Here is a 16958-nt window from a genome sequence, read left to right as displayed (position 1 = left end):
GCTGTTCACAAGCACAATCCCGGCAAGGAGTAACCCAGGGTGTCCACCAACGACAAGACCCGTACCATCACTGCTACCTTCACCTGCGTCCGCTGCGGACTCACCGTCACCGTCACCGCTCCCGACGGCGGCCGGCGCAACCACTGCCCGAGCTGCCTGCACTCCCTGCACGTCCTCGACCGGGTCGAGGGCGGGCCGTCGGAGTGCCGGTCGCGGATGAACCCGATCTCCATCGCGGTGCTGCGCAGCGGCGCCTGGATGGTAATCCACCGGTGCGCCCGCTGCGGCGAGCTCACCTCCAACCCGATCGCCGGTGACGACAACCAGCTCATCCTCATGCGGATGGCGGTGCGTCCGCTGGCCCAGCCGCCGTTCCCGCTGGAAGCGTTCGGAGACCTGTGATGCCGCGCCGCAAACCGGTCGCGGCCCGGCCGCAACGGCGCAAGGACCCGCGGCGGGGCGAGCCCCGTGAGGCGTTCCGGTGCGTCGGCTGCCGGCTCGACGTGCCGGTCGACGCACCTGGCACGGCCCACCGCAACCACTGCCCGCACTGCCTGACCAGCCTGCACGTCGACCACCGGGTGCCGGGTGACCGGCGGGCGGGCTGCCGGGGGCGCATGGTGGCGCTCAGTGTCACCGTGCGCGGCGACGGCGAGTGGCTGATCATCCACCACTGCGAGGCGTGCGGCGTGCTGAGCGCCAACCGCATCGCGGGCGACGACAACGCGCTCGCCCTGCTGCGCATCGCCATCCGGCCGTTGTCCGACGGCCGGATGCCCGTCAGCGCCCTGCTGGCGCTGTAGGAGACGCCGGAAGGTGAAGGCGTACGCTGGGTGTATCGGCAGGTCGCGAGGGTGCGGGCATCCTCGCGACCGACCACGCGCGCCCGACGGGACGGTCATGACAGTCGTCGAGGAGAGTCTGCGCGTTCCCGTGGCCGACGCGGTCCTGGACGCGGATGTCGCCACGCCCGCTCGGCCGAGGGGCGTGGTGATGTTCGCGCACGGCAGCGGCAGCGGCCGCCACAGCCCGCGCAACCGCTACGTCGCCGCCTGTCTACAGGCGGCCGGCCTGGCGACCGTGCTGGCCGACCTGCTCACCCCGGCCGAGGAACGGATCGACACGGTGAGCCGCGAGCTGCGGTTCGACATCGGCCTGCTCTCCGACCGGATGACCGAGCTGGTCGACTGGGCGGGGGGCGTCGACTGGCTCCCGGCGGGCACGCCCGGCGGCGACGCCCCGGACGGCAGGCCGGCCATCGGGCTGTTCGGCGCGAGCACCGGGGCGGCCGCCGCGCTGGTGACCGCCGCCCGCCGCCCCTCCGAGGTGCGGGCGGTCGTGTCGCGGGGCGGGCGGCCCGACCTGGCCTGCGCCGTCCTGCCCGAGGTGCGCCAGCCCACGCTGCTCGTCGTCGGCGGCAACGACACGGTGGTCATCGAGCTGAACCGGCAGGCGCTGCGGCTGCTGGCCGGTGAGGCCCGCATGGAGATCGTGCCGGGCGCGTCCCACCTGTTCGAGGAGAAGGGCGCCCTGGAGGAGGTCGCCCGCCTGGCGTGCGACTGGTTCCTCACCCGGCTGTGACGAGCCGGTCCAGGGGCGTGGTCGGCAGGGCGATCCAGCCCTCGGTGCCCGCCGCGCCGGCCTGGTCCGCCGTCGGCACGGTGACCAGACCGAGGGCCGCCGCGCGGGCGGCGAGGGCGCAGACGACGGCGTCGGTGGCGTCGTCCGAGGCACGGCACACCTGCTCGTAGCCGCCCAGGTCCAGCCACGGCGCCGCCTCCAGCAGCCGGTCGACGAGCCGGCCGAGCGCGGCCAGGTCGGCGGCGCGCTTGTACCCCCAGTACGGGAGCTCCCACCGCTTCAGGCAGGCCGCCGGGTAGACCTCCACCACGGCCCCGCCGCCCCGCCGGTCGACCGTCCGGCCCCGCCGCGCCAGCTCGGCGAGCAACCCGGCGCAGCGCATGGTGGCGTGCCCGATCCGATCGGCGGACACGCTCAGCGGCGTCAGCCCGGTCTGCTCGTGCACCACCTGGTCGGTGACCCGGAGCGCCAGGTCCCGACGCCAGACCCGCCCCGCCAGCCCCTCCGGCACCCGGACGTGCCCGGCCCGGTGGGCGCTGACGAAGTCGACGAACCTGTCGGGCCAGCCGAGCGGGCAGTCGAGCCCGGCCTTGCCGGCGCCCAGGACCGCCTCGACGACCAGGTCGTCGTCCGCCCGGACCACAACCCTGTCGAGCCGGGCGCGGCCTGCCTGCCAGTCGAGCCATGCCACCGCGGTCCGCGCGGCCTCCGCCGCGAGATCCACGCCGACCGTCAGCATCCCCTCACGATAGAGCCTCGGGCCGTCCGTCCCGAAAAGCTGGCGTCCCAAGGCTTGTCTCATCGTTCAACAATACTTACGTTGAACGTATCGACACATCGCTGTCAGCGAGGTTCGCCATGACCCACGCCGCCATTACCCCCGCCGCCGGGCCCGCGATCCGGCGCGCGCCGGGGGACACCCCCGCGCCGCGCCGGCGACCCGGCGCGGCCCCGCACGAGCACGGCACCGGGCGGCCGCCGCTCGCGGGGCAGGCCCGGTGAGGAGGGTGCGCCGCTGCGGGGACACCGCGCTCCTGGTGGAGCTCGGCCGGCTGGAGGAGGTCGTCGCGCTGTACGAGGCGCTGACCGCCGAGCCCGTGCCGGGCGTCACCGACGTCCTCCCGGCGGCGCGCACCCTGCTGATCCGCTGCGACTCGCCCGCCGGGCTGGGCGCGGCCGAGTCGGCGGTCCACGCCGCCCGGCCCGCCGCCGGACGGCCGGCGCGGGCGGGCGAGGTGGAGATCCCGGTCGTGTACGACGGCGCCGACCTGGCCGGCGTGGCCGCGCTGACCGGGCTGTCGGAGCGGGAGGTGGTGGCCGCGCACACCGGGACCCCGTGGACGGTGGCGTTCTGCGGGTTCGCCCCCGGGTTCGGCTACCTTTCCGGCGGTGACCCTCGGCTGGTCGTGCCGCGCCGCCCGGAGCCGCGCGTCCGGGTGCCGGCCGGGTCGGTGGCGCTGGCGGCCGAGTTCAGCGCCGTCTACCCGCGCGAGTCGCCCGGCGGCTGGCGGCTCATCGGGCGCACCGCGCTCGCGGTGTGGGACCTCGCCGCCGATCCGCCCGCCCTCCTGCGCCCCGGCACCCGCGTACGGTTCACCGAGGTGTGCGATGGGTGACCCGCGCCTGCTGGAGGTGCTGGCCTCCGGCCCCATGACCACGGTGCAGGACCTCGGCCGGCCCGGCCACGGCCACCTCGGCGTCGGCCGGTCCGGCGCGGCCGACCGGGGCTCGCTGCGACTGGCCAACCGGCTGCTGGCCAACCCCGAGGGAGCCGCCGCCCTGGAGGTCACGCTCGGCGGGCTGCGGGTGACCGCCCACGGCGACCTGCTCGTGGCGCTCACCGGCGCGCCCTGCCCGGCGACCGTCACCCGCCGTGACGGCGGCAGGCGGCAGCTCGGCCACAACGCCGTCGAGCCACTGCCCGACGGCGCCACGCTCCGGCTCGGCGTGCCCGGCCGGGGCCTGCGCACCTACCTGGCCGTGCGGGGCGGCCTCGACCTGCCGCCCGTGCTCGGCTCGCTGGCCACCGACACGCTCGCCGGGCTCGGCCCGCCGCGCCCGGTCCAGGGCGCGCTGCTGCCGGTCGGACCGGCCCCGGCGGGGTTCCCGGCGCTCGACCTCGCGCCCGTCGCCGACCCCGCCTGCGGTGACCTGCTCCTGCACGTGCTCGCCGGCCCGCGCGACGACTGGTTCGCCCCCGTGGCGCTGGACCGGCTGTGCGCCGAGCCGTACACGGTGACCACCGAGAGCGACCGGGTCGGGATGCGGCTGCGCGGGCCGGTCCTGGAACGTGCCATGAGGGGCGAGCTGCCCAGCGAGGGCGTCCTCCCCGGCGCGCTGCAGGTGCCGCCCTCCGGGCAGCCCACGCTCTTCCTCGCCGACCATCCCCTCACCGGCGGCTACCCGGTGATCGCGGTCGTCTGCTCCCGCGACGTCGACCGGGCCGCCCAGGCCCGGCCCGGCCAGCGCGTCCGTTTCCGGCTGATCTGATCAGAGAGAGGGTTGCGACATGACACCACCTCAGGACCCGGCCCGGCTCACCCCGCGCGAGGCCCGTGCGCTGTTCCGCGCCGGACTGGTCACCCCCACGTCCGGCTGGTCGGCCGGCTGGACGCAGGCCAACCTCATCGCGCTGCCGAGGGACCGCGCGTACGACTTCCTGCTGTTCGCCCAGCGCAACGCCCAGTCCTGCCCGGTGCTGGACGTCACCGAGCCCGGCGACGTCGCCGCGTCGATCTTCGACGGCGACCTGCGCACCGACCTGCCCGCCTACCGCGTGTACGAGCTCGGCGAGCAGGTCGCCGAGACGACCGACGTGACGTCGTACTGGCGCGACGACCTGGTCTGCTTCCTGCTCGGCTGCAGCTTCACCTTCGAGTCGGCGCTGATCGAGGCCGGCGTGCCGGTCCGCCACATCGAGGCGGGGACGAACGTGCCCATGTACCGCACCAACCTGCCCTGCCGCTCCGCCGGTGAGCTGTGGGGCCCGACGGTCGTGACCATGCGGCCCGTGCCCGCCCACCTCGTCCCGGCCGCCGTACGCGTCACCTCCCGCTACCCGGCCGTGCACGGCGCCCCGATCCACGTGGGCGACCCGGCCCTGCTCGGCATCACCGACCTGGACAAGCCCGATTTCGGCGACCCGGTCGAGGTGCGGCAGGGGGAGCTGCCGGTCTTCTGGTGCTGCGGGGTGACGTCCCAGGCCGCGGTCATGCGGTCGCGTCCGGCGTTCGCCATCAGCCACGCCCCCGGCTCCATGGCGATCACCGACGTCCGCGACAGCGCGTACGCGGTGCCCTGACCGACCCTGGACCGGCGACCCCGGCACCGCCTACCGCCCCGGCCGCGAGACCGGCCGCGAGACCGGCCGCGAGCCCGGCCGCGAGCCCGGCCGTGGTCGCCGGCCACGGCCGGGGCTCCGGCCGTCCCGCCGCCGGGGTCTCGTCTCAGTTGCCGCCGCTCCGGTTAGGGGTGACGTTGATCTGCCCGCTGTCCGAGACGATGATCTGGATCCGCCCGTCCTTGACCGCCTGCCACATGACCGCCCCCTGCGCGCCGAGCACGTCCTTCAGCGCCTTGATCGCCTCCAGCTCCGTGCGGGCCTTCTCGTTCTTGGCCTTCTGCGCGGTGTTCTCCTCCTGGGCCTGCTGGACGGCGGCCATCGCCTCGCGCACCTTCAGCGGCGGCTGCGGCTGCTGCAGCGTGACCGAGAACCTGTCGAAGAACGCCGTGCCGCCCTGTTCGCGCAGGAACTGCCCCATGTACTCGGCGACCTTCGTCTCCCACTGCTGCTTGGCCTGCGGGTTGGCGTAGGTGAGGTCGCGCCAGGCGAACTCCTTGCTGGCCGCGTCCAGGGCCCGGTCGAGCGGCTGGCCGATGTAGACGCTGAGCAGTTTGCTCCAGCCGGCGTCGGTGTCGGCCTCGTACTTCAGCCCGATCTGCTCGTGGAACTGCCGCAACGTCTTGCAGTCGCTGGTGAGGGAGAACGTCACCACCCCGGACACCCGCATCTCCAGCGGGTCCTTGGTCCACATCGTCAGTGGTCCCGCTTCGGCGTCGGGCTTCGTCCTGACGCCCGACGGGTCGTTGGGGTCGGCGGCGAACTCGAACGTCCGCTGCCCGGCCGGGTAGACGTAGCCCTTGTCACCCCAGCCGGACACGTCGCGCACCCCCGGCTCGACGCAGTTCTGGAACGTGGTGTCGGAGAACATGCCCGCGTCGTACACGATGCCCTTCTGGTCGGGCTCCGGGATGGTCACCGAGCACCCGGTGACCAGCAGGGCGGCGGCTAACGACGCGACAACGGTCCTGTGGTTCATCAACCCTCCTGAGTCGTCGCGGATCACGGTACGCCCATGCGGCTCGGCTATAGTGAGTCAGGTGACTGACCCGAAGGGCTCCCGGACGAAGACGGTCGGCTCCAAGCGGCAACGGCTGATGGTCGCCACCGCCCAGGTCGTCCACCGGCAGGGCGTGGAGCGCACCACCATCGCCGACATCGCCCGCGCGGCCGACGTCCCGGTGGGCAACGTCTACTACTACTTCAAGACCAAGGACGAGCTCGTCGTGGCCGCGCTCGGCGAGCACGCTCGCCACCTGCGGACGCTCACCGACGGCCTCGACCGTCTCGCCGACCCGCGCGAGCGGCTCAAGGGCCTGGTGCGGGCGTGGGTCAGCCAGCGCGACCTCGCGGCCCGCTACGGCTGCCCCACCGGGACGCTGGCCGTCGAGCTGGACAAACGCGACGACGGCGGTCTCGACGCGGAGGCGGGCAGGGTCATCCGGCTGCTGCTCGACTGGGTGGAGCAGCAGTTCCGCGAACTCGGCCTGGCCGACCCGGGCGGGCTGGCCCTGACGCTGGTGGGCGCGTACCAGGGCATGTCCCTGCTGGCCAACGCCCTGCGCGACCCCGACGTCATGACCACGCAGGGCGAACGCCTGCTCGCCTGGCTCGACTCGCTCGGCGGCGCGCCCCCGGCAGGCGACCCGGCCTGACGATCGGCTACCCGCCCTGGGTGAGGATGGTCTTCGGCTTCGAGCAGTCTCCGGTGGGCCGCTTGGAGGTGCCGCGGCACACCTGGACCTTGATCTGCAGCACACTGCCGTAGTCCCTGCGGAACGTGCCGACGCCGGGCGTGCAGTTGTAGAAGCCGAACGTCTTCCAGCGCCCGTTGCCGGCGTCCTGGGCCCGCAGCACCGCCCAGGCGCACCCCTTGCCGCGGGTGTCCTCCAGGTTGCCGTACACGACATGACCGAACTGGCTGATCGCGACCTTGCCCCAGGCGCCGGCCAGGCCGTCGGCGGAGTGGACGGTCCGCCACTTCCAGACGGCCGGGGTGGCCGCGGCGGGCGTGGCCACGCTCAGCGGGAGGACGAGGGCGGCGAGCAGGGCGAGCAGACGCATGAGAGGACTCCGGAACAGATTCGATCGGACACTCCCATCAATAGGCCCCCCTCCTTGTGACCCGCTTGGAACCCGCTGCGCGACCCGCTTGGAACCCCGCTGCGCCCGTCACAAGGCGCGCAGGAAGTCGGCGAGGATCTCGTTGTAGACGTTCGGCCGCTCCATGTTCGGGTGGTGGGCGGCCCCCTCGACGGATCTCGTCCGGCCGTCGGCGACCGTGGAGACGAGGCGCTCGGCCATGCCGATGTGGTCGGGTGAGTCGAGGGCGCCGTTGACGGCCAGCACGGGGACGTCGATCTTGGCGACCCGCTCCCAGGTGTCCCTGACCGGGACGAGCAGGTTGGGCTCGCCTGCCGTGTGCTTGGCCATGGTGCTCCTGGCCATCCGGCGCAGGCGGCTCACGACCACGGGATCGAGCTCGTCGAGGCTGCGGTGCGGGCCCGCGGACAGGGCCACGAACCCCTCCACCGAGGCGTCCAGATCGCCGGCGGCCATCGCCGAGTGCCACGCGGTCATCGCCCGGGTGGTCCAGGGGTCGGTGAAGTAGGGTTCGCTGGTCCCGGCGCCGCTGACGACCACGGCGCTGACCAGCTCCGGGTGTTCCAGCGCGGTGTCGATCGCGACGCTCGCCCCCATGGAGACCCCCACCAGGACCGCCGGCCCGGTGTCCAGGTGGCGCAGCAGCGCGGCGAGGTCGTCGGTGAGCCGGTACTGCTCGCTGGCGTTGGCGGACCGGCCGTGGCCGCGGGCGTCGGGTGCGATGACCCGGTACCGCGAGGCGAAGACCGGAACCTGGTCGTCCCACATGCCGTGGTCGAGGAAGCCGCCGTGCAGCAGGACGAGGGGCCGGCCACTGCCGATGTCGAGCCAGAACAGATCATTCATGACAACCAGGGTGTCATTTCCGGCAGCGGATGACAACCTAGGTGTCATCATGGTGGGGTGACCGAACCAGACCGCAGCCCGGCGTCCGCAGAGTTGGCCGACCGGCTCACCGAGGTGTTCGACCTGGTGGGCCCCCTGTACCGGCGCGCGCAGCGCAAGGTGGAACAGGACGCCCCCATCGAGGGGCTGTCGGTCGGGGTGCGCGCCGTCCTGAACCTGCTCCGCGAGCACGGGCCCATGACCGTCCCCCAGATGGGCCGCGCTCAGGCGTTGAGCCGCCAGTTCGTGCAACGCATGATCAACGACGCGGCCGCACGCGGTCTGGTCGAGTCCGTCCCCAACCCGGCGCACAAGAGGTCGTCACTCATCCGGCTGACCGACCAGGGCCGGGCCGCCATCACCGCCGTGATCGACCGCGAGCGCGCGGTGCTGGCCCAGGCCGGCGGCGGCCTGACCGACGCCGACGTGGCCGGCTGCGTCCGCGTGCTCTCGCACCTGCTGCGCTTCCTCGATCACGTCGACGTGGACTGAGCCCGGCCCTCTCCCGCGCGATCCCGGGACGGCCGGCGCCGGCGAGCGCCCGGCAGCGCCGGTCGAAGCGGAACCGCTCGGGCTGATGCCCGACGAAGTCGAGCACGGGCGGCCGGCGACGGCGACTCAGGTAGCCGACAGGTGATCAATCTAGATCCACGTCCTGGATCGCGAACCCGTCACGACTGAGCACGCTTCACGGCCCGACCCCTGCCAGATCCCTCCTGGCGCACTCGAGCGCCTTGGTGCCCCGCCCGTCAGGCGCGATCGAGAGCGCTACGGAAACGTCGTGGAAACGACCTCCTTGCTTGCATCTCTCGCAGATCGTCTTCTCAGGGAAAGGACTTCCATGACGTTGCCGCATCCCGCACCCGGCCACGACCCTTCGCGCCGTTCAGCCCTTGGGTTCCTGGGCGCAGTCCCGCTGGCGGCCGGTGGTCTCCTGGCCGCGCCGGCAGCCGCCAAGGCGAACGATGTCCTGTCAGGTTCTGGCTGGATTCCGAAGGACCTGCGCCCTGGAGGCGCCTTCGACCGGTACGTCAAGGAACTGGCGGACAAGGATCAGTTCTCCGGGACCGTGATGATCGCAAACCGCGGCCGCCCGGTCCTGGCGCGCGCCTACGGCTGGGCGGACAAGGAGAGCAAGGTCCCGAACAAGATCGACACCATCTACGCCCTGGCCTCGGCCTCCAAGCCGTTCACCGGGCTGGCCGTCGTGCAGCTCGTCCAGCAGGGCAAGCTCAGGTTCTACGACCTGGTGAGCAAGCATCTGGACGGCCTGCCGGCGGGGATGGCCGAACACATCACCGTTCATCATCTCCTCACGCACACCAGCGGTCTGGGCGACGCCCGGCGCCCCGGCGAGAAGCCGCCGCCGGAGAAGGTCTACGACAGTTACGAGGAGCAGATGGCGGACTTCTGGGCGAACCTGAGGACATTCGAGCTGGAGTTCGCCCCGGGGACGAAGAAGGCCTACAGCAGCACGGGCTACACCCTGCTCGGCGAGCTCGTGGCCAAGGTCTCCGGCACGTCGCTCCAGGCCTACATCCGCCAGAACATCTTCCTCCCGGCCGGCATGAAGGACTCCGCCTACTACGACCGCCGCCAGTGGCTGGCCAACGACCGCATCGCCCATCCGTACATGTACCAGAAGGACGGCACGCGGGTGGACGCCGTCCGCAACCTCGACAAGGGCTCTGTCTATGGCGACGCCGGCCAGGGCAGCAACTCGGCACGGGGATGGATGGGAACAGGCGGTGGCAACGGCTTCTCCACCGCCCCGGACCTCGTCCGCTTCGCGGTCGCGCTGCAAGGCGGCAAGCTCGCCTCCCGTCCCTACACCGAGTTGTATGTGAACGGAAAGATCTCCGCGAAGCCGCTGAGGGAGGACAGCTCGGGCAACTCGGTCCGCGGGGAGAACTTCCAGGCGTACGGACCGGTGGCCTCCATCTACAACAGCCAGCGCATCATCACCCACGGAGGCGGCGCAGGCGGCATATCGACGAGTTGGTCCGTCTACCTCGACATGGACTGGACGGCCGTCATCCTGAGCAACTACGACCTGCAGAGCATCGAGCCGATCATCGCCCTGGAACGACGTCTGATCACCGGCGCATAGCTCCCCGCTCAAGGACGAGACCGCCGGCCGAGCCGCAATACGCTGCCTACCCCGCACCGCCCCCGTTCGGCACTCGACGACCCGATCCACAGGAATGCGCCTATTCCGTTGCAGGTCCGCCCGCATCACATGGTGCCGGTAGAGGACGCGCGGGGCGGTACGCAAGGCGACCTCGCCCATGCGGGCATCCTCACCGTGCGAAGGCGGACGACCGCGAGCGAGCCGTACGGATTCGTGGTGCGACCGCCCTGCTGCGGCGCGCGTGGAGACCGACCCGGCCACCATGGCGAAGGACGCGGCGATGACGCCGGTCCGCCTGGCGCCATGCTCCGGATGGCCTTCGACGCGATCTGCCGAAGCCACCCCCAGCCCCCGACGCTTCCTGACGCTCTCGTGGCCACGGGACCCGCGGTGCGAGCTACCACTCCAGCGCAGCCACACGCCGCGCCGCGTCTCGGCCGGCTCTCGGACCTGTGCCGCGTGCAGGCAGTCGCATGACGCGCGGGAGAAGGCCGTCCAGCTTCGGAGCGCCGCGCAGCACGGTCTACGGGGCATCTGACCAAGGACGGCGTCGGCGCCCGGGTCACCGGCTCCGCCAGCGGTAGGGCGCCCGAGCTGGAGGCGAGTAGCGCAAACCGCTCATAGCGCCCTGCAACACACCGAAGGGTGCCGGACACTAACCAAGGTGTCCGGCACCACCTTTCGGCAAGGAGACTCTGTGACACAGAGAGATCGCTTCGAAGCGGTCTATGACGCGTACTACCCGGCCATACATCAGTACGCCGCACGCCGTACCGGCTCCCCCGACGACACCGCCGACGTCATCTCCGAGACGTTCCTCACCGCTTGGCGGCGGATCGGCGAGGTGCCCGAGGGGGAGCGGGCGCTGCTGTGGCTGTACGGCGTGGCCCGCCGGGTGCTGGCCAACCAGAAACGCGGTGCCTCACGCAGGGCCGTGCTCGCCGAGCGGCTCCGTGACGAGCTGGTGGCCGACCGGCCAGCCACACCGGTCGATCTGGCGTACGTCCGCACTGCCTTCGACGGGTTGCCCGAGCGGGATCGCGAGGTCTTGGCTCTGGCCTGCTGGGAGGGGCTGACCAGCGAGCAGATCGCCAAGGTTGTGGGATGTACGGCTATCGCGGCCCGGGCCCGCTTGCACCGGGCGCGCAAACGGCTGGCGGCGACGCTGGAGCGGCAGGCGTCCTCGATGATCGTGATGGGGGAAGCATGAATGACATCGACAACCTGGTGAGGGCCATCGACCCGGCACCGCACGCGCCGGAACAGGGGCCCGGCGCGCGCGAACTGCGCGCGGCGATCACGGCGACCTCGCTTCCACGCCGCCGGCTGTCCTGGCTCGCCGGCGGGGGGACCCATGGCCTGGGGCGTGCCCGCTGGCCCGTACTGATCTCCGCGGTCACCGCCCTGGCTGCGGCCGTCGCGATCGGCGTCGGCCTGCCGTCCGGTGGTCCGGCCATCGAGTACGCCAACGCGGCCGTCTCCGTCAAGAAGGCCGACGACCACTTCAGCGTCGCCATCACCGACCCCGCGGCCGACTACCGGCGGTTTGAGGAGGCGTTTCGCGCGATTGGGCTGAACGTGAGAGTGAAGGTCATCCCAGTGGCGCCGGACGAGGTGGGCAAGCTGATCGGCCCGATCGTTCCGGAGGGCTTCAAATGGCACGGAAGCGTAGGCGTACAGACCGTGACGCCCTGCGCGTCAGCCTTCTGCGGGAAGGTCTGGATACCCACCGACTTCCCAGGCCGGGTCGTCTTCGGGGTCGGTCGCCCCGCCAGACCAGGAGAGCCCTACGCCAACGACGATGACTACAGTCCCGCCGACGAGTCTCTGGAGGGCTACAAGGTCCACGGCAAGACGGTCGCGGTGGTGCGCGCGGAGCTGCACCGGCGCGGACTGAAGGCCGGCTACCGCCTGCTGTGGAGCTATCGCGACGGCGGCTTCTTCGGCCAGCCCGTCACCGTGGACCGCGTCAAGGACGACTGGATCGTCGACGGCTCCCGCGACCACAGCTCGGACGCAGTTGACCTCTACGTCGTTCCCGGCCCCGGTGCGGGGCCTGTCCCCGACCCGCTGAAGGTCGGCACTCCCCGTTGGTACGACGACCTCACCGACTGAGCAGGAACCGGTAACCGGCGACCACGGGGGACTGTCGCTTCCCGCCGGACCAACCCCCAGGGCTCCGGCGAAGTTGGTTGATCAGGTGAGGCCGAGGATGGTCAGGGTGCGGGTGGCGTCTCGGGAGAGGCGTCGGATGGCTGGGCGAGGTCGGTCGCGCCGGTCAGGCTGCGCCACGACCTGAGTGCCATCTGGACCTTGAAGCAGGAAGCGCCGGTCGTCGACGGGAGTGTGGGGTTCTGGTAGCTCGCGCACGGCTTCGATCAGTGCGGCGGCCCGCTTGTGCAGCACCCGTGGGAGGTGCGCCCGCGGCAGCGAGTCAGCCAGGATGGTCCCGGCCGTCGTGGCGACGTTGACGCCGCGCCTGGCGGTAGTCGGACATCCAGGCCCGGGACACCGGGTGGTCCAACAAAGCGACGGTGGTCTCCAACGGCGCCAGCGTGTACGTCACGCGTAGGTGCTTGCGCTTGGGGGGGACGCGTTCCGCCGGGGTCCTGCGCGGCATGGGGGCCAGTGCGGTCGGCGACGACCGGCCGCACTGGCCGGCGACGACCGGCCCCTCCTCCCGGGCGGCAGTCCCGGGAAACTGCTCAACCGTGACATAGACCAGGTGGTCCAGGGTCGGCAGCCAGACCACAGTGTGCCCGTAAATCATGCCGTCTTCCCAGCGTGGGGTCAGGCTGCCGCGGCTGATGGTGGTCTTGTCCGAGGCATTGGCGATGGCGAGTGCCACCGCGCGGCCTGGGCGGGGATGCCAAGCTGGGCGCAGGCGTGCGCGAGCGTCATGCAGTCGTCCAGGCAGCGCTCGGCGGGCAGCAGGAACTCGGCGGCGATGATCTCCATGACCCGCGCCGAGGGGCACCAGAGCGGTCGATCGCACGGCCCGAAGTGGGCCGCGATCTACGGCTGGGGCCGCGTCCCGGTTGGGGAAGATGCCCACCAGTCGGTCCGCCGCCTGATCTCCTTGTCCAGCCTCTCCTGCCTTCGGCAGTCCGAACGGCTGACCAGCGTAGGAGGCTTACAGCGGGCAAAACAGTGCAGCCGGACGGCGGCACTGCCCGCTCTTGTCCTAGCGATCCTCAGGCCGTCGGATGAAACTCTCCTCCCGCGGTGGGCGGGGCCGGGTGGACTGCCGCCGTCGCTGACGCGTCCGCTTCTGCGGAGCCAGGTCCTGATTCGGCGGTTCCGGGCGTTCGATGCGGGTGGGGTTGCCGCGTACGAGCTCGTCGTGGATGCGCCAGCGGGCGGTGGTGACGGCGCGCTCTGCCGCCTGGTCGCCGTGTTCGATGCGCTGTCGCAGCAGCCGCATGGCGATGCTGCGGTTGAGGCTGAACTGCCGCTCGGTGTCGACCACGACGACGATCCCCGTGGGCCGGTGGGTCGCCCGTACGGCCGTGCTGGCCTTGTTGCGATGTTGACCGCCGGGGCCGCCGGTGCGGCAGGCGACGATGTCGACGTCCGCGTCGGTGAATCTCGTGCGGGGGATGTCGACCTGGCACGGTTGGGCGATGACGTACCAGTTCTTCCGGCCGGTGGTGGCCCGGTAGGGGCTGGGGGCCTGCCAGCACAGGGTTCCGGTCCACGAGGCGGCGAACGCCTCGGCGCCGTCTCCTTCGATTCGGACGAGGACCGATCGGTAGGTGCCAGGCCGGTCACCGGGCACAGTGTGGGCCCGATGGGTCTGCAGGCCCCGCCGGGTGGCGTCGCGTTCCAGGCGGTGCAGCAGCTGGGCCAGCGCCCAGGCACACTCCTGCGGGCCGCGCCCGGCCGACAGGAGCAGGTGGACGCTCACGGCCGGCCTCGCTTGCGGCGCTGGTCCCGGTGGTCCCGCTGGGACGCCGATCCGAGGTCGGGTGTCTTGTAGGTGACCAGAGGGATCGTGGTGGCCACGGGCGTGGCCAGGTCATGGTCGACGAGGTCGGCGATCACTTGCTCGATGCGCTTGTAAGCCGCGGGTGCCTCCTCGAAGAGGAGCTGGCGGTCGCCGCACACCACCAGCGACCCCATCGGCGTACGGCGCAGCTCTTCGACCGTGTGCTTGGCCCGCCCACGGCGCAAGGCGTCGGCGCGCGACATCTTGCGGCCCGCGCCGTGGGCCACGGAGTGGCCGGCGTCCGGCCCGGCGTGGGCGGCCACGAGGTAGGAGGGGGTGCCGCGCGTACCCGCGATGAGCACGTCGCGGCCGTCACCCGGCGCCGCTCCCTTGCGGTGCAGGTAGATCCCGTCGCGGAGCTCGACCAGGTTGTGGCACTGGTCGAGGATCGGCTCGGTGGGCTCGAACCCGAGCGCGTAGGCGACCCGGGCGGCCAGTAGCCGCCGGTTGAGCGACCCCCACCGTACGGCCTCGTCATGCATCGCCAGGTAGGCGCCGGGATCAGGGGCGGGGCCCGCGCCGTGGACCTCGGTGTGCTCCCGCAGGATCCGTTCGCCCAGCCCTCGGGAACCGCTGTGGACGATGAGAACCAGGTCGCCGGCGGCGAGGTCGAGACGGCCGGCGTGGTCCGGTTCGAAGACGGTCCCGATCCGGGCCAGCTCGACGAAGTGGTTGCCCCGGCCGACCGTCCCGAGCCCTTCGACGTGACCAGCCGGTATGTCGCCCTTCACCACGGCCCAGGCGGGATCGTCGGCGTCTCGTTCAGGGTGCAGCGCGCGGTCGAGGTCGGGGAAGCGGGCGGCGAGTTTCTCGGGCACGGCGCGTTTGAGCTTGACGGGGAACACGGCGATGCCGCAACCGATGTCGGAGCCCACCAGGAACGGATACAGGATGGCCGACGACATGGCGGCGCCGATGGGGGCGCCCTTGCCGGGGTGCAGGTCCGGCATGGCGGCGACGTGCATCATGCCGTCGAGAGCGGCCACCTGATGGCATTGCGCGACGGCATCGGACTCGATCCAGCTGGTGGGGGAGGCGAACACGGTGACGGTGGCCGACTCCTCGGCCGGAGTGGACGGCAGCGGAAACTCCTGCCGGGAGTGTTGCTGAGACAAAGACGCTCTCTTCGCTGAAGAAGGGCATGGGTGGGCGGCATCACGGCGCGAGCCGGCGCCATGGCATCTCGAAGTAGCGGGGGTTGTCCGTCAGAGCCTCATGGACACCACATTCTCTGAGCCCCGCCATGTCAGGCAAACGATTTTCGGCCGTACGGGCCTGCGAGCCCGCGCGGCTACCGGCACGCCTGCTTGCCAACGCGCCCTTCGCCATCGACACCCGGCATTCCCTACCGGCCCCGCGTCGGCTTCAGCGGCACGGTGGCACGGTGTAAGGCAGCGGGCTGGCGAGGACGGCGTGAGGCACCGTACTCAACAAGGAGGCACGCGCACTCCACCATCGCGCCGGCAACACGCGCTTGTCGGCGAGCACGCCGTGGTTCGCGACGGTCCAGCAGCAGACCGTACCGGTTGTGCCGCGCGTGTAGTGCTCCACGCGTGTGGTCGATGACATGGTCGAAGCCGACCGGGCGGACCGGTGCAGTGTCGGGGTGCTGCTGCGAAGGCCGGTCACCTCCGCACATCCGTTCGATGCGATCGTGCTCGATCACTCCGGGCGCGCTCGACTGCCCCGCTGTCCCTCTACCGTCGGGCGTGCGAGCAGCTTGTCGATGCTGCGGCGTTCGCGTTTGGTGGGACGGCCCGCGCCACGAGCCCGGACGGCCACCGTCACGGTCTCCTCGCGAGGAGGGGGCGGAGGGCTCTTGTCGACGTAGCAGTCGGCGGCCACGGCGGCGCCGACGCGCTTGGTGATGGCGCGGGAGACGACCACGATGCGTTCGCGTCCCTCGTGCCGTAGCCGGATCTCGTCTCCGACACGTACGGCGTGGGCGGGCTTGACCCGGACCCCGTTGACCCGGACGTGACCGCCCCGGCAGGCGTCGGAGGCGATCGAACGGGTCTTGGTGAGCCGCACGGACCAGATCCAGCTGTCCACTCGCACACTCAGCTGCTCACCTGCCACCCCGACACTGTACTGAGAACACCGCGCCGCCAGCATCCAAGCCTTGCCTGGCTCGGGCAAGAGAAGTGCCGATGTCCTCACCAGGGACGGTCGGGGAGGGGTGATGCTCGGATTGTAAGCGCGTAGTTGGCACAATCAACGGCTGTGTTGGTCGCATGCGCGGCCGGTTGCGGGTTGTCGGCAGCCCGGACAACTTGGAATCAGGGTCTGACCTGGCGGAACGCCTTCAAGATCATCACCCATGTGTCCGGTCTTACGGCCGAATGTGGGCACCGTTGGCTGTACCAAGGTGCGGAAAGCGAAAGACCCGCGGCTGAGAAATCGCAGGTCAGGAGCCTGAAGGGCCTATCTAGGTAAGTGCCCCCGGCAGGATTCGAACCTGCGGCACCCGCTTTAGGAGTCGGGACAGCAAGGCAGCGGATCTATGCTTTCCACCTGCGGTTATCTAGCCGTGTCTGGCGTAGACGGTCCCTGTTGGGAAGGCATTGGGAATGGTCACCCGTTGCCGCTCTGTGCGTGTCCACTTGTGCCCGTGCATTTGCCCCTGTAGGGGGCCGAGTTGACTAGGGGTGGGTGGCTTCTGGCGTCACGCCGTGGGGTGCAGCAGGCTTCCGACGGCGAGCGCCGGTGCAGGACGCCGTCCTGAATGTGCTGGCACATCAAGGCCGTGCTCCCCCACCCCAGAAGACGCCGGCACGCGGCGCTTCGCCGCCTCGATGTGGACCCGCGTGCGCACGATGTCGGCCACCCTAGCAGCCATGCCACTCCTCCGCCGGAGAGTTTGTAAGGACATAGTGTTTGTCCTGGCTGAATTGCCAACCGTGGCTGTGGGAGTCAACGCTCACTTTGGG

The 16958-nt window shown here is 71.3% G+C and carries 19 protein-coding genes; 11 read left to right on the top strand and 8 right to left on the bottom strand.

Annotated features, from left to right (window positions below):
* Window positions 1-39: 39 nt before the first annotated feature.
* From FHU36_RS08885 to FHU36_RS08875, 3 genes are all read left to right on the top strand, one after another.
* The gene (locus FHU36_RS08885; protein ID WP_185083262.1) at window positions 40-402 is read left to right on the top strand and encodes an RNHCP domain-containing protein; all 363 of its coding nucleotides are present in this window, start codon (window positions 40-42) and stop codon (window positions 400-402) included.
* Window positions 402-803 carry an RNHCP domain-containing protein gene (locus FHU36_RS08880; protein ID WP_185083261.1) on the top strand — a complete coding sequence of 134 codons (402 nt, stop codon included), beginning with the start codon at window positions 402-404 and terminating at the stop codon, window positions 801-803. The genes FHU36_RS08885 and FHU36_RS08880 overlap by 1 nt, the downstream gene beginning before the upstream one ends.
* A 97-nt stretch (window positions 804-900) precedes the next feature.
* Window positions 901-1581: a dienelactone hydrolase family protein gene (locus tag FHU36_RS08875; protein WP_185083260.1), complete on the top strand. Its 681-nt coding sequence runs from the start codon at window positions 901-903 to the stop codon at window positions 1579-1581.
* On the opposite strand, the gene FHU36_RS08870 is transcribed toward FHU36_RS08875, so the two are convergent.
* Window positions 1568-2320, bottom strand: a complete 753-nt coding sequence (locus FHU36_RS08870) for a DUF429 domain-containing protein (RefSeq protein WP_185083259.1) — start codon at window positions 2318-2320, stop codon at window positions 1568-1570. The genes FHU36_RS08875 and FHU36_RS08870 overlap by 14 nt on opposite strands.
* 259 nt (window positions 2321-2579) lie before the next feature.
* On the opposite strand from FHU36_RS08870, the gene FHU36_RS08865 reads away from it, so the two are divergent.
* From FHU36_RS08865 to FHU36_RS08855, 3 genes are read left to right on the top strand one after another with little or no spacing between them, the layout of a single operon-like run.
* The gene (locus tag FHU36_RS08865; protein ID WP_185083258.1) at window positions 2580-3197 is read left to right on the top strand and encodes a 5-oxoprolinase subunit B family protein; all 618 of its coding nucleotides are present in this window, start codon (window positions 2580-2582) and stop codon (window positions 3195-3197) included.
* Window positions 3190-4071, top strand: a complete 882-nt coding sequence (locus FHU36_RS08860) for a 5-oxoprolinase subunit C family protein (RefSeq protein WP_185083257.1) — start codon at window positions 3190-3192, stop codon at window positions 4069-4071. Before FHU36_RS08865 ends, FHU36_RS08860 begins: the two co-directional genes overlap by 8 nt.
* A gap of 19 nt (window positions 4072-4090) precedes the next feature.
* Entirely contained in the window at window positions 4091-4882 is a 792-nt protein-coding gene (locus FHU36_RS08855) for a putative hydro-lyase (RefSeq protein WP_185083256.1), read from the top strand.
* A 145-nt stretch (window positions 4883-5027) separates the two neighbouring features.
* Here the strand turns inward: FHU36_RS08855 and FHU36_RS08850 are convergent, their stop codons facing one another.
* A complete protein-coding gene (locus FHU36_RS08850) occupies window positions 5028-5900 on the bottom strand; it encodes an SPFH domain-containing protein (protein ID WP_185083255.1) in 873 nt (290 codons plus the stop codon).
* Between the two features lie 61 nt (window positions 5901-5961).
* On the opposite strand from FHU36_RS08850, the gene FHU36_RS08845 reads away from it, so the two are divergent.
* Entirely contained in the window at window positions 5962-6576 is a 615-nt protein-coding gene (locus FHU36_RS08845; RefSeq protein ID WP_312891501.1) for a TetR/AcrR family transcriptional regulator, read from the top strand.
* A gap of 7 nt (window positions 6577-6583) precedes the next feature.
* Here the strand turns inward: FHU36_RS08845 and FHU36_RS08840 are convergent, their stop codons facing one another.
* Both FHU36_RS08840 and FHU36_RS08835 read right to left on the bottom strand, forming a co-directional pair.
* On the bottom strand, window positions 6584-6985 hold the full coding sequence (locus tag FHU36_RS08840) for a hypothetical protein (RefSeq protein WP_185083254.1): 402 nt from the start codon (window positions 6983-6985) through the stop codon (window positions 6584-6586).
* A gap of 108 nt (window positions 6986-7093) precedes the next feature.
* Window positions 7094-7870 carry an alpha/beta fold hydrolase gene (locus FHU36_RS08835; RefSeq protein ID WP_185083253.1) on the bottom strand — a complete coding sequence of 259 codons (777 nt, stop codon included), beginning with the start codon at window positions 7868-7870 and terminating at the stop codon, window positions 7094-7096.
* Between the two features lie 57 nt (window positions 7871-7927).
* Here FHU36_RS08835 and FHU36_RS08830 point away from each other — a divergent pair, with 57 nt between their 5' ends.
* The 4 genes from FHU36_RS08830 to FHU36_RS08815 all read left to right on the top strand — a co-directional run bounded on the left by FHU36_RS08830 (window position 7928) and on the right by FHU36_RS08815 (window position 12155).
* Entirely contained in the window at window positions 7928-8401 is a 474-nt protein-coding gene (locus FHU36_RS08830; protein WP_185083252.1) for a MarR family winged helix-turn-helix transcriptional regulator, read from the top strand.
* 349 nt (window positions 8402-8750) lie between these two features.
* On the top strand, window positions 8751-10019 hold the full coding sequence (locus tag FHU36_RS08825) for a serine hydrolase domain-containing protein (protein ID WP_185083251.1): 1269 nt from the start codon (window positions 8751-8753) through the stop codon (window positions 10017-10019).
* A gap of 718 nt (window positions 10020-10737) precedes the next feature.
* Window positions 10738-11250, top strand: coding sequence for an RNA polymerase sigma factor (locus FHU36_RS08820; RefSeq protein WP_185083250.1), 513 nt, complete (start codon window positions 10738-10740; stop codon window positions 11248-11250).
* Window positions 11145-12155, top strand: a complete 1011-nt coding sequence (locus tag FHU36_RS08815) for a hypothetical protein (protein ID WP_185083249.1) — start codon at window positions 11145-11147, stop codon at window positions 12153-12155. The genes FHU36_RS08820 and FHU36_RS08815 overlap by 106 nt, the downstream gene beginning before the upstream one ends.
* 319 nt (window positions 12156-12474) lie before the next feature.
* Here the strand turns inward: FHU36_RS08815 and FHU36_RS08810 are convergent, their stop codons facing one another.
* The 4 genes from FHU36_RS08810 to FHU36_RS08795 all read right to left on the bottom strand — a co-directional run bounded on the left by FHU36_RS08810 (window position 12475) and on the right by FHU36_RS08795 (window position 16107).
* Window positions 12475-12888 carry a hypothetical protein gene (locus FHU36_RS08810; RefSeq protein ID WP_185083248.1) on the bottom strand — a complete coding sequence of 138 codons (414 nt, stop codon included), beginning with the start codon at window positions 12886-12888 and terminating at the stop codon, window positions 12475-12477.
* Window positions 12889-13224: 336 nt separating this feature from the next.
* On the bottom strand, window positions 13225-13947 hold the full coding sequence (gene prfH, locus FHU36_RS08805; protein WP_185083247.1) for a peptide chain release factor H: 723 nt from the start codon (window positions 13945-13947) through the stop codon (window positions 13225-13227).
* On the bottom strand, window positions 13944-15143 hold the full coding sequence (locus tag FHU36_RS08800; protein WP_185083246.1) for an RNA ligase RtcB family protein: 1200 nt from the start codon (window positions 15141-15143) through the stop codon (window positions 13944-13946). Before FHU36_RS08800 ends, prfH begins: the two co-directional genes overlap by 4 nt.
* Window positions 15144-15690: 547 nt before the next feature.
* Complete coding sequence (locus tag FHU36_RS08795) at window positions 15691-16107, bottom strand: Hsp15 family ribosome-associated heat shock protein (RefSeq protein WP_312891500.1); 417 nt, start codon at window positions 16105-16107, stop codon at window positions 15691-15693.
* Window positions 16108-16958: the final 851 nt, after the last annotated feature.

The organism is Nonomuraea muscovyensis, assembly GCF_014207745.1.
Classification (GTDB): Bacteria; Actinomycetota; Actinomycetes; order Streptosporangiales; family Streptosporangiaceae; genus Nonomuraea; species Nonomuraea muscovyensis.
Note: the sequence above shows the minus strand (reverse complement) of the source record. Positions and strands in the feature narration are given on the sequence as shown.

Bases quoted from the DNA above. Each gene is read 5' to 3' on its own strand.
- FHU36_RS08825 (WP_185083251.1), top strand. From the start codon at position 8,751: ATGACGTTGCCGCATCCCGCACCCGGCCACGACCCTTCGCGCCGTTCA.
- FHU36_RS08880 (WP_185083261.1), top strand. From the start codon at position 402: ATGCCGCGCCGCAAACCGGTCGCGGCCCGGCCGCAACGGCGCAAGGAC.
- FHU36_RS08855 (WP_185083256.1), top strand. From the start codon at position 4,091: ATGACACCACCTCAGGACCCGGCCCGGCTCACCCCGCGCGAGGCCCGT.
- FHU36_RS08870 (WP_185083259.1), bottom strand. From the start codon at position 2,320: ATGCTGACGGTCGGCGTGGATCTCGCGGCGGAGGCCGCGCGGACCGCG.
- FHU36_RS08850 (WP_185083255.1), bottom strand. From the start codon at position 5,900: ATGAACCACAGGACCGTTGTCGCGTCGTTAGCCGCCGCCCTGCTGGTC.
- FHU36_RS08860 (WP_185083257.1), top strand. From the start codon at position 3,190: ATGGGTGACCCGCGCCTGCTGGAGGTGCTGGCCTCCGGCCCCATGACC.
- FHU36_RS08835 (WP_185083253.1), bottom strand. From the start codon at position 7,870: ATGAATGATCTGTTCTGGCTCGACATCGGCAGTGGCCGGCCCCTCGTC.
- FHU36_RS08840 (WP_185083254.1), bottom strand. From the start codon at position 6,985: ATGCGTCTGCTCGCCCTGCTCGCCGCCCTCGTCCTCCCGCTGAGCGTG.
- FHU36_RS08815 (WP_185083249.1), top strand. From the start codon at position 11,145: ATGTACGGCTATCGCGGCCCGGGCCCGCTTGCACCGGGCGCGCAAACG.
- FHU36_RS08875 (WP_185083260.1), top strand. From the start codon at position 901: ATGACAGTCGTCGAGGAGAGTCTGCGCGTTCCCGTGGCCGACGCGGTC.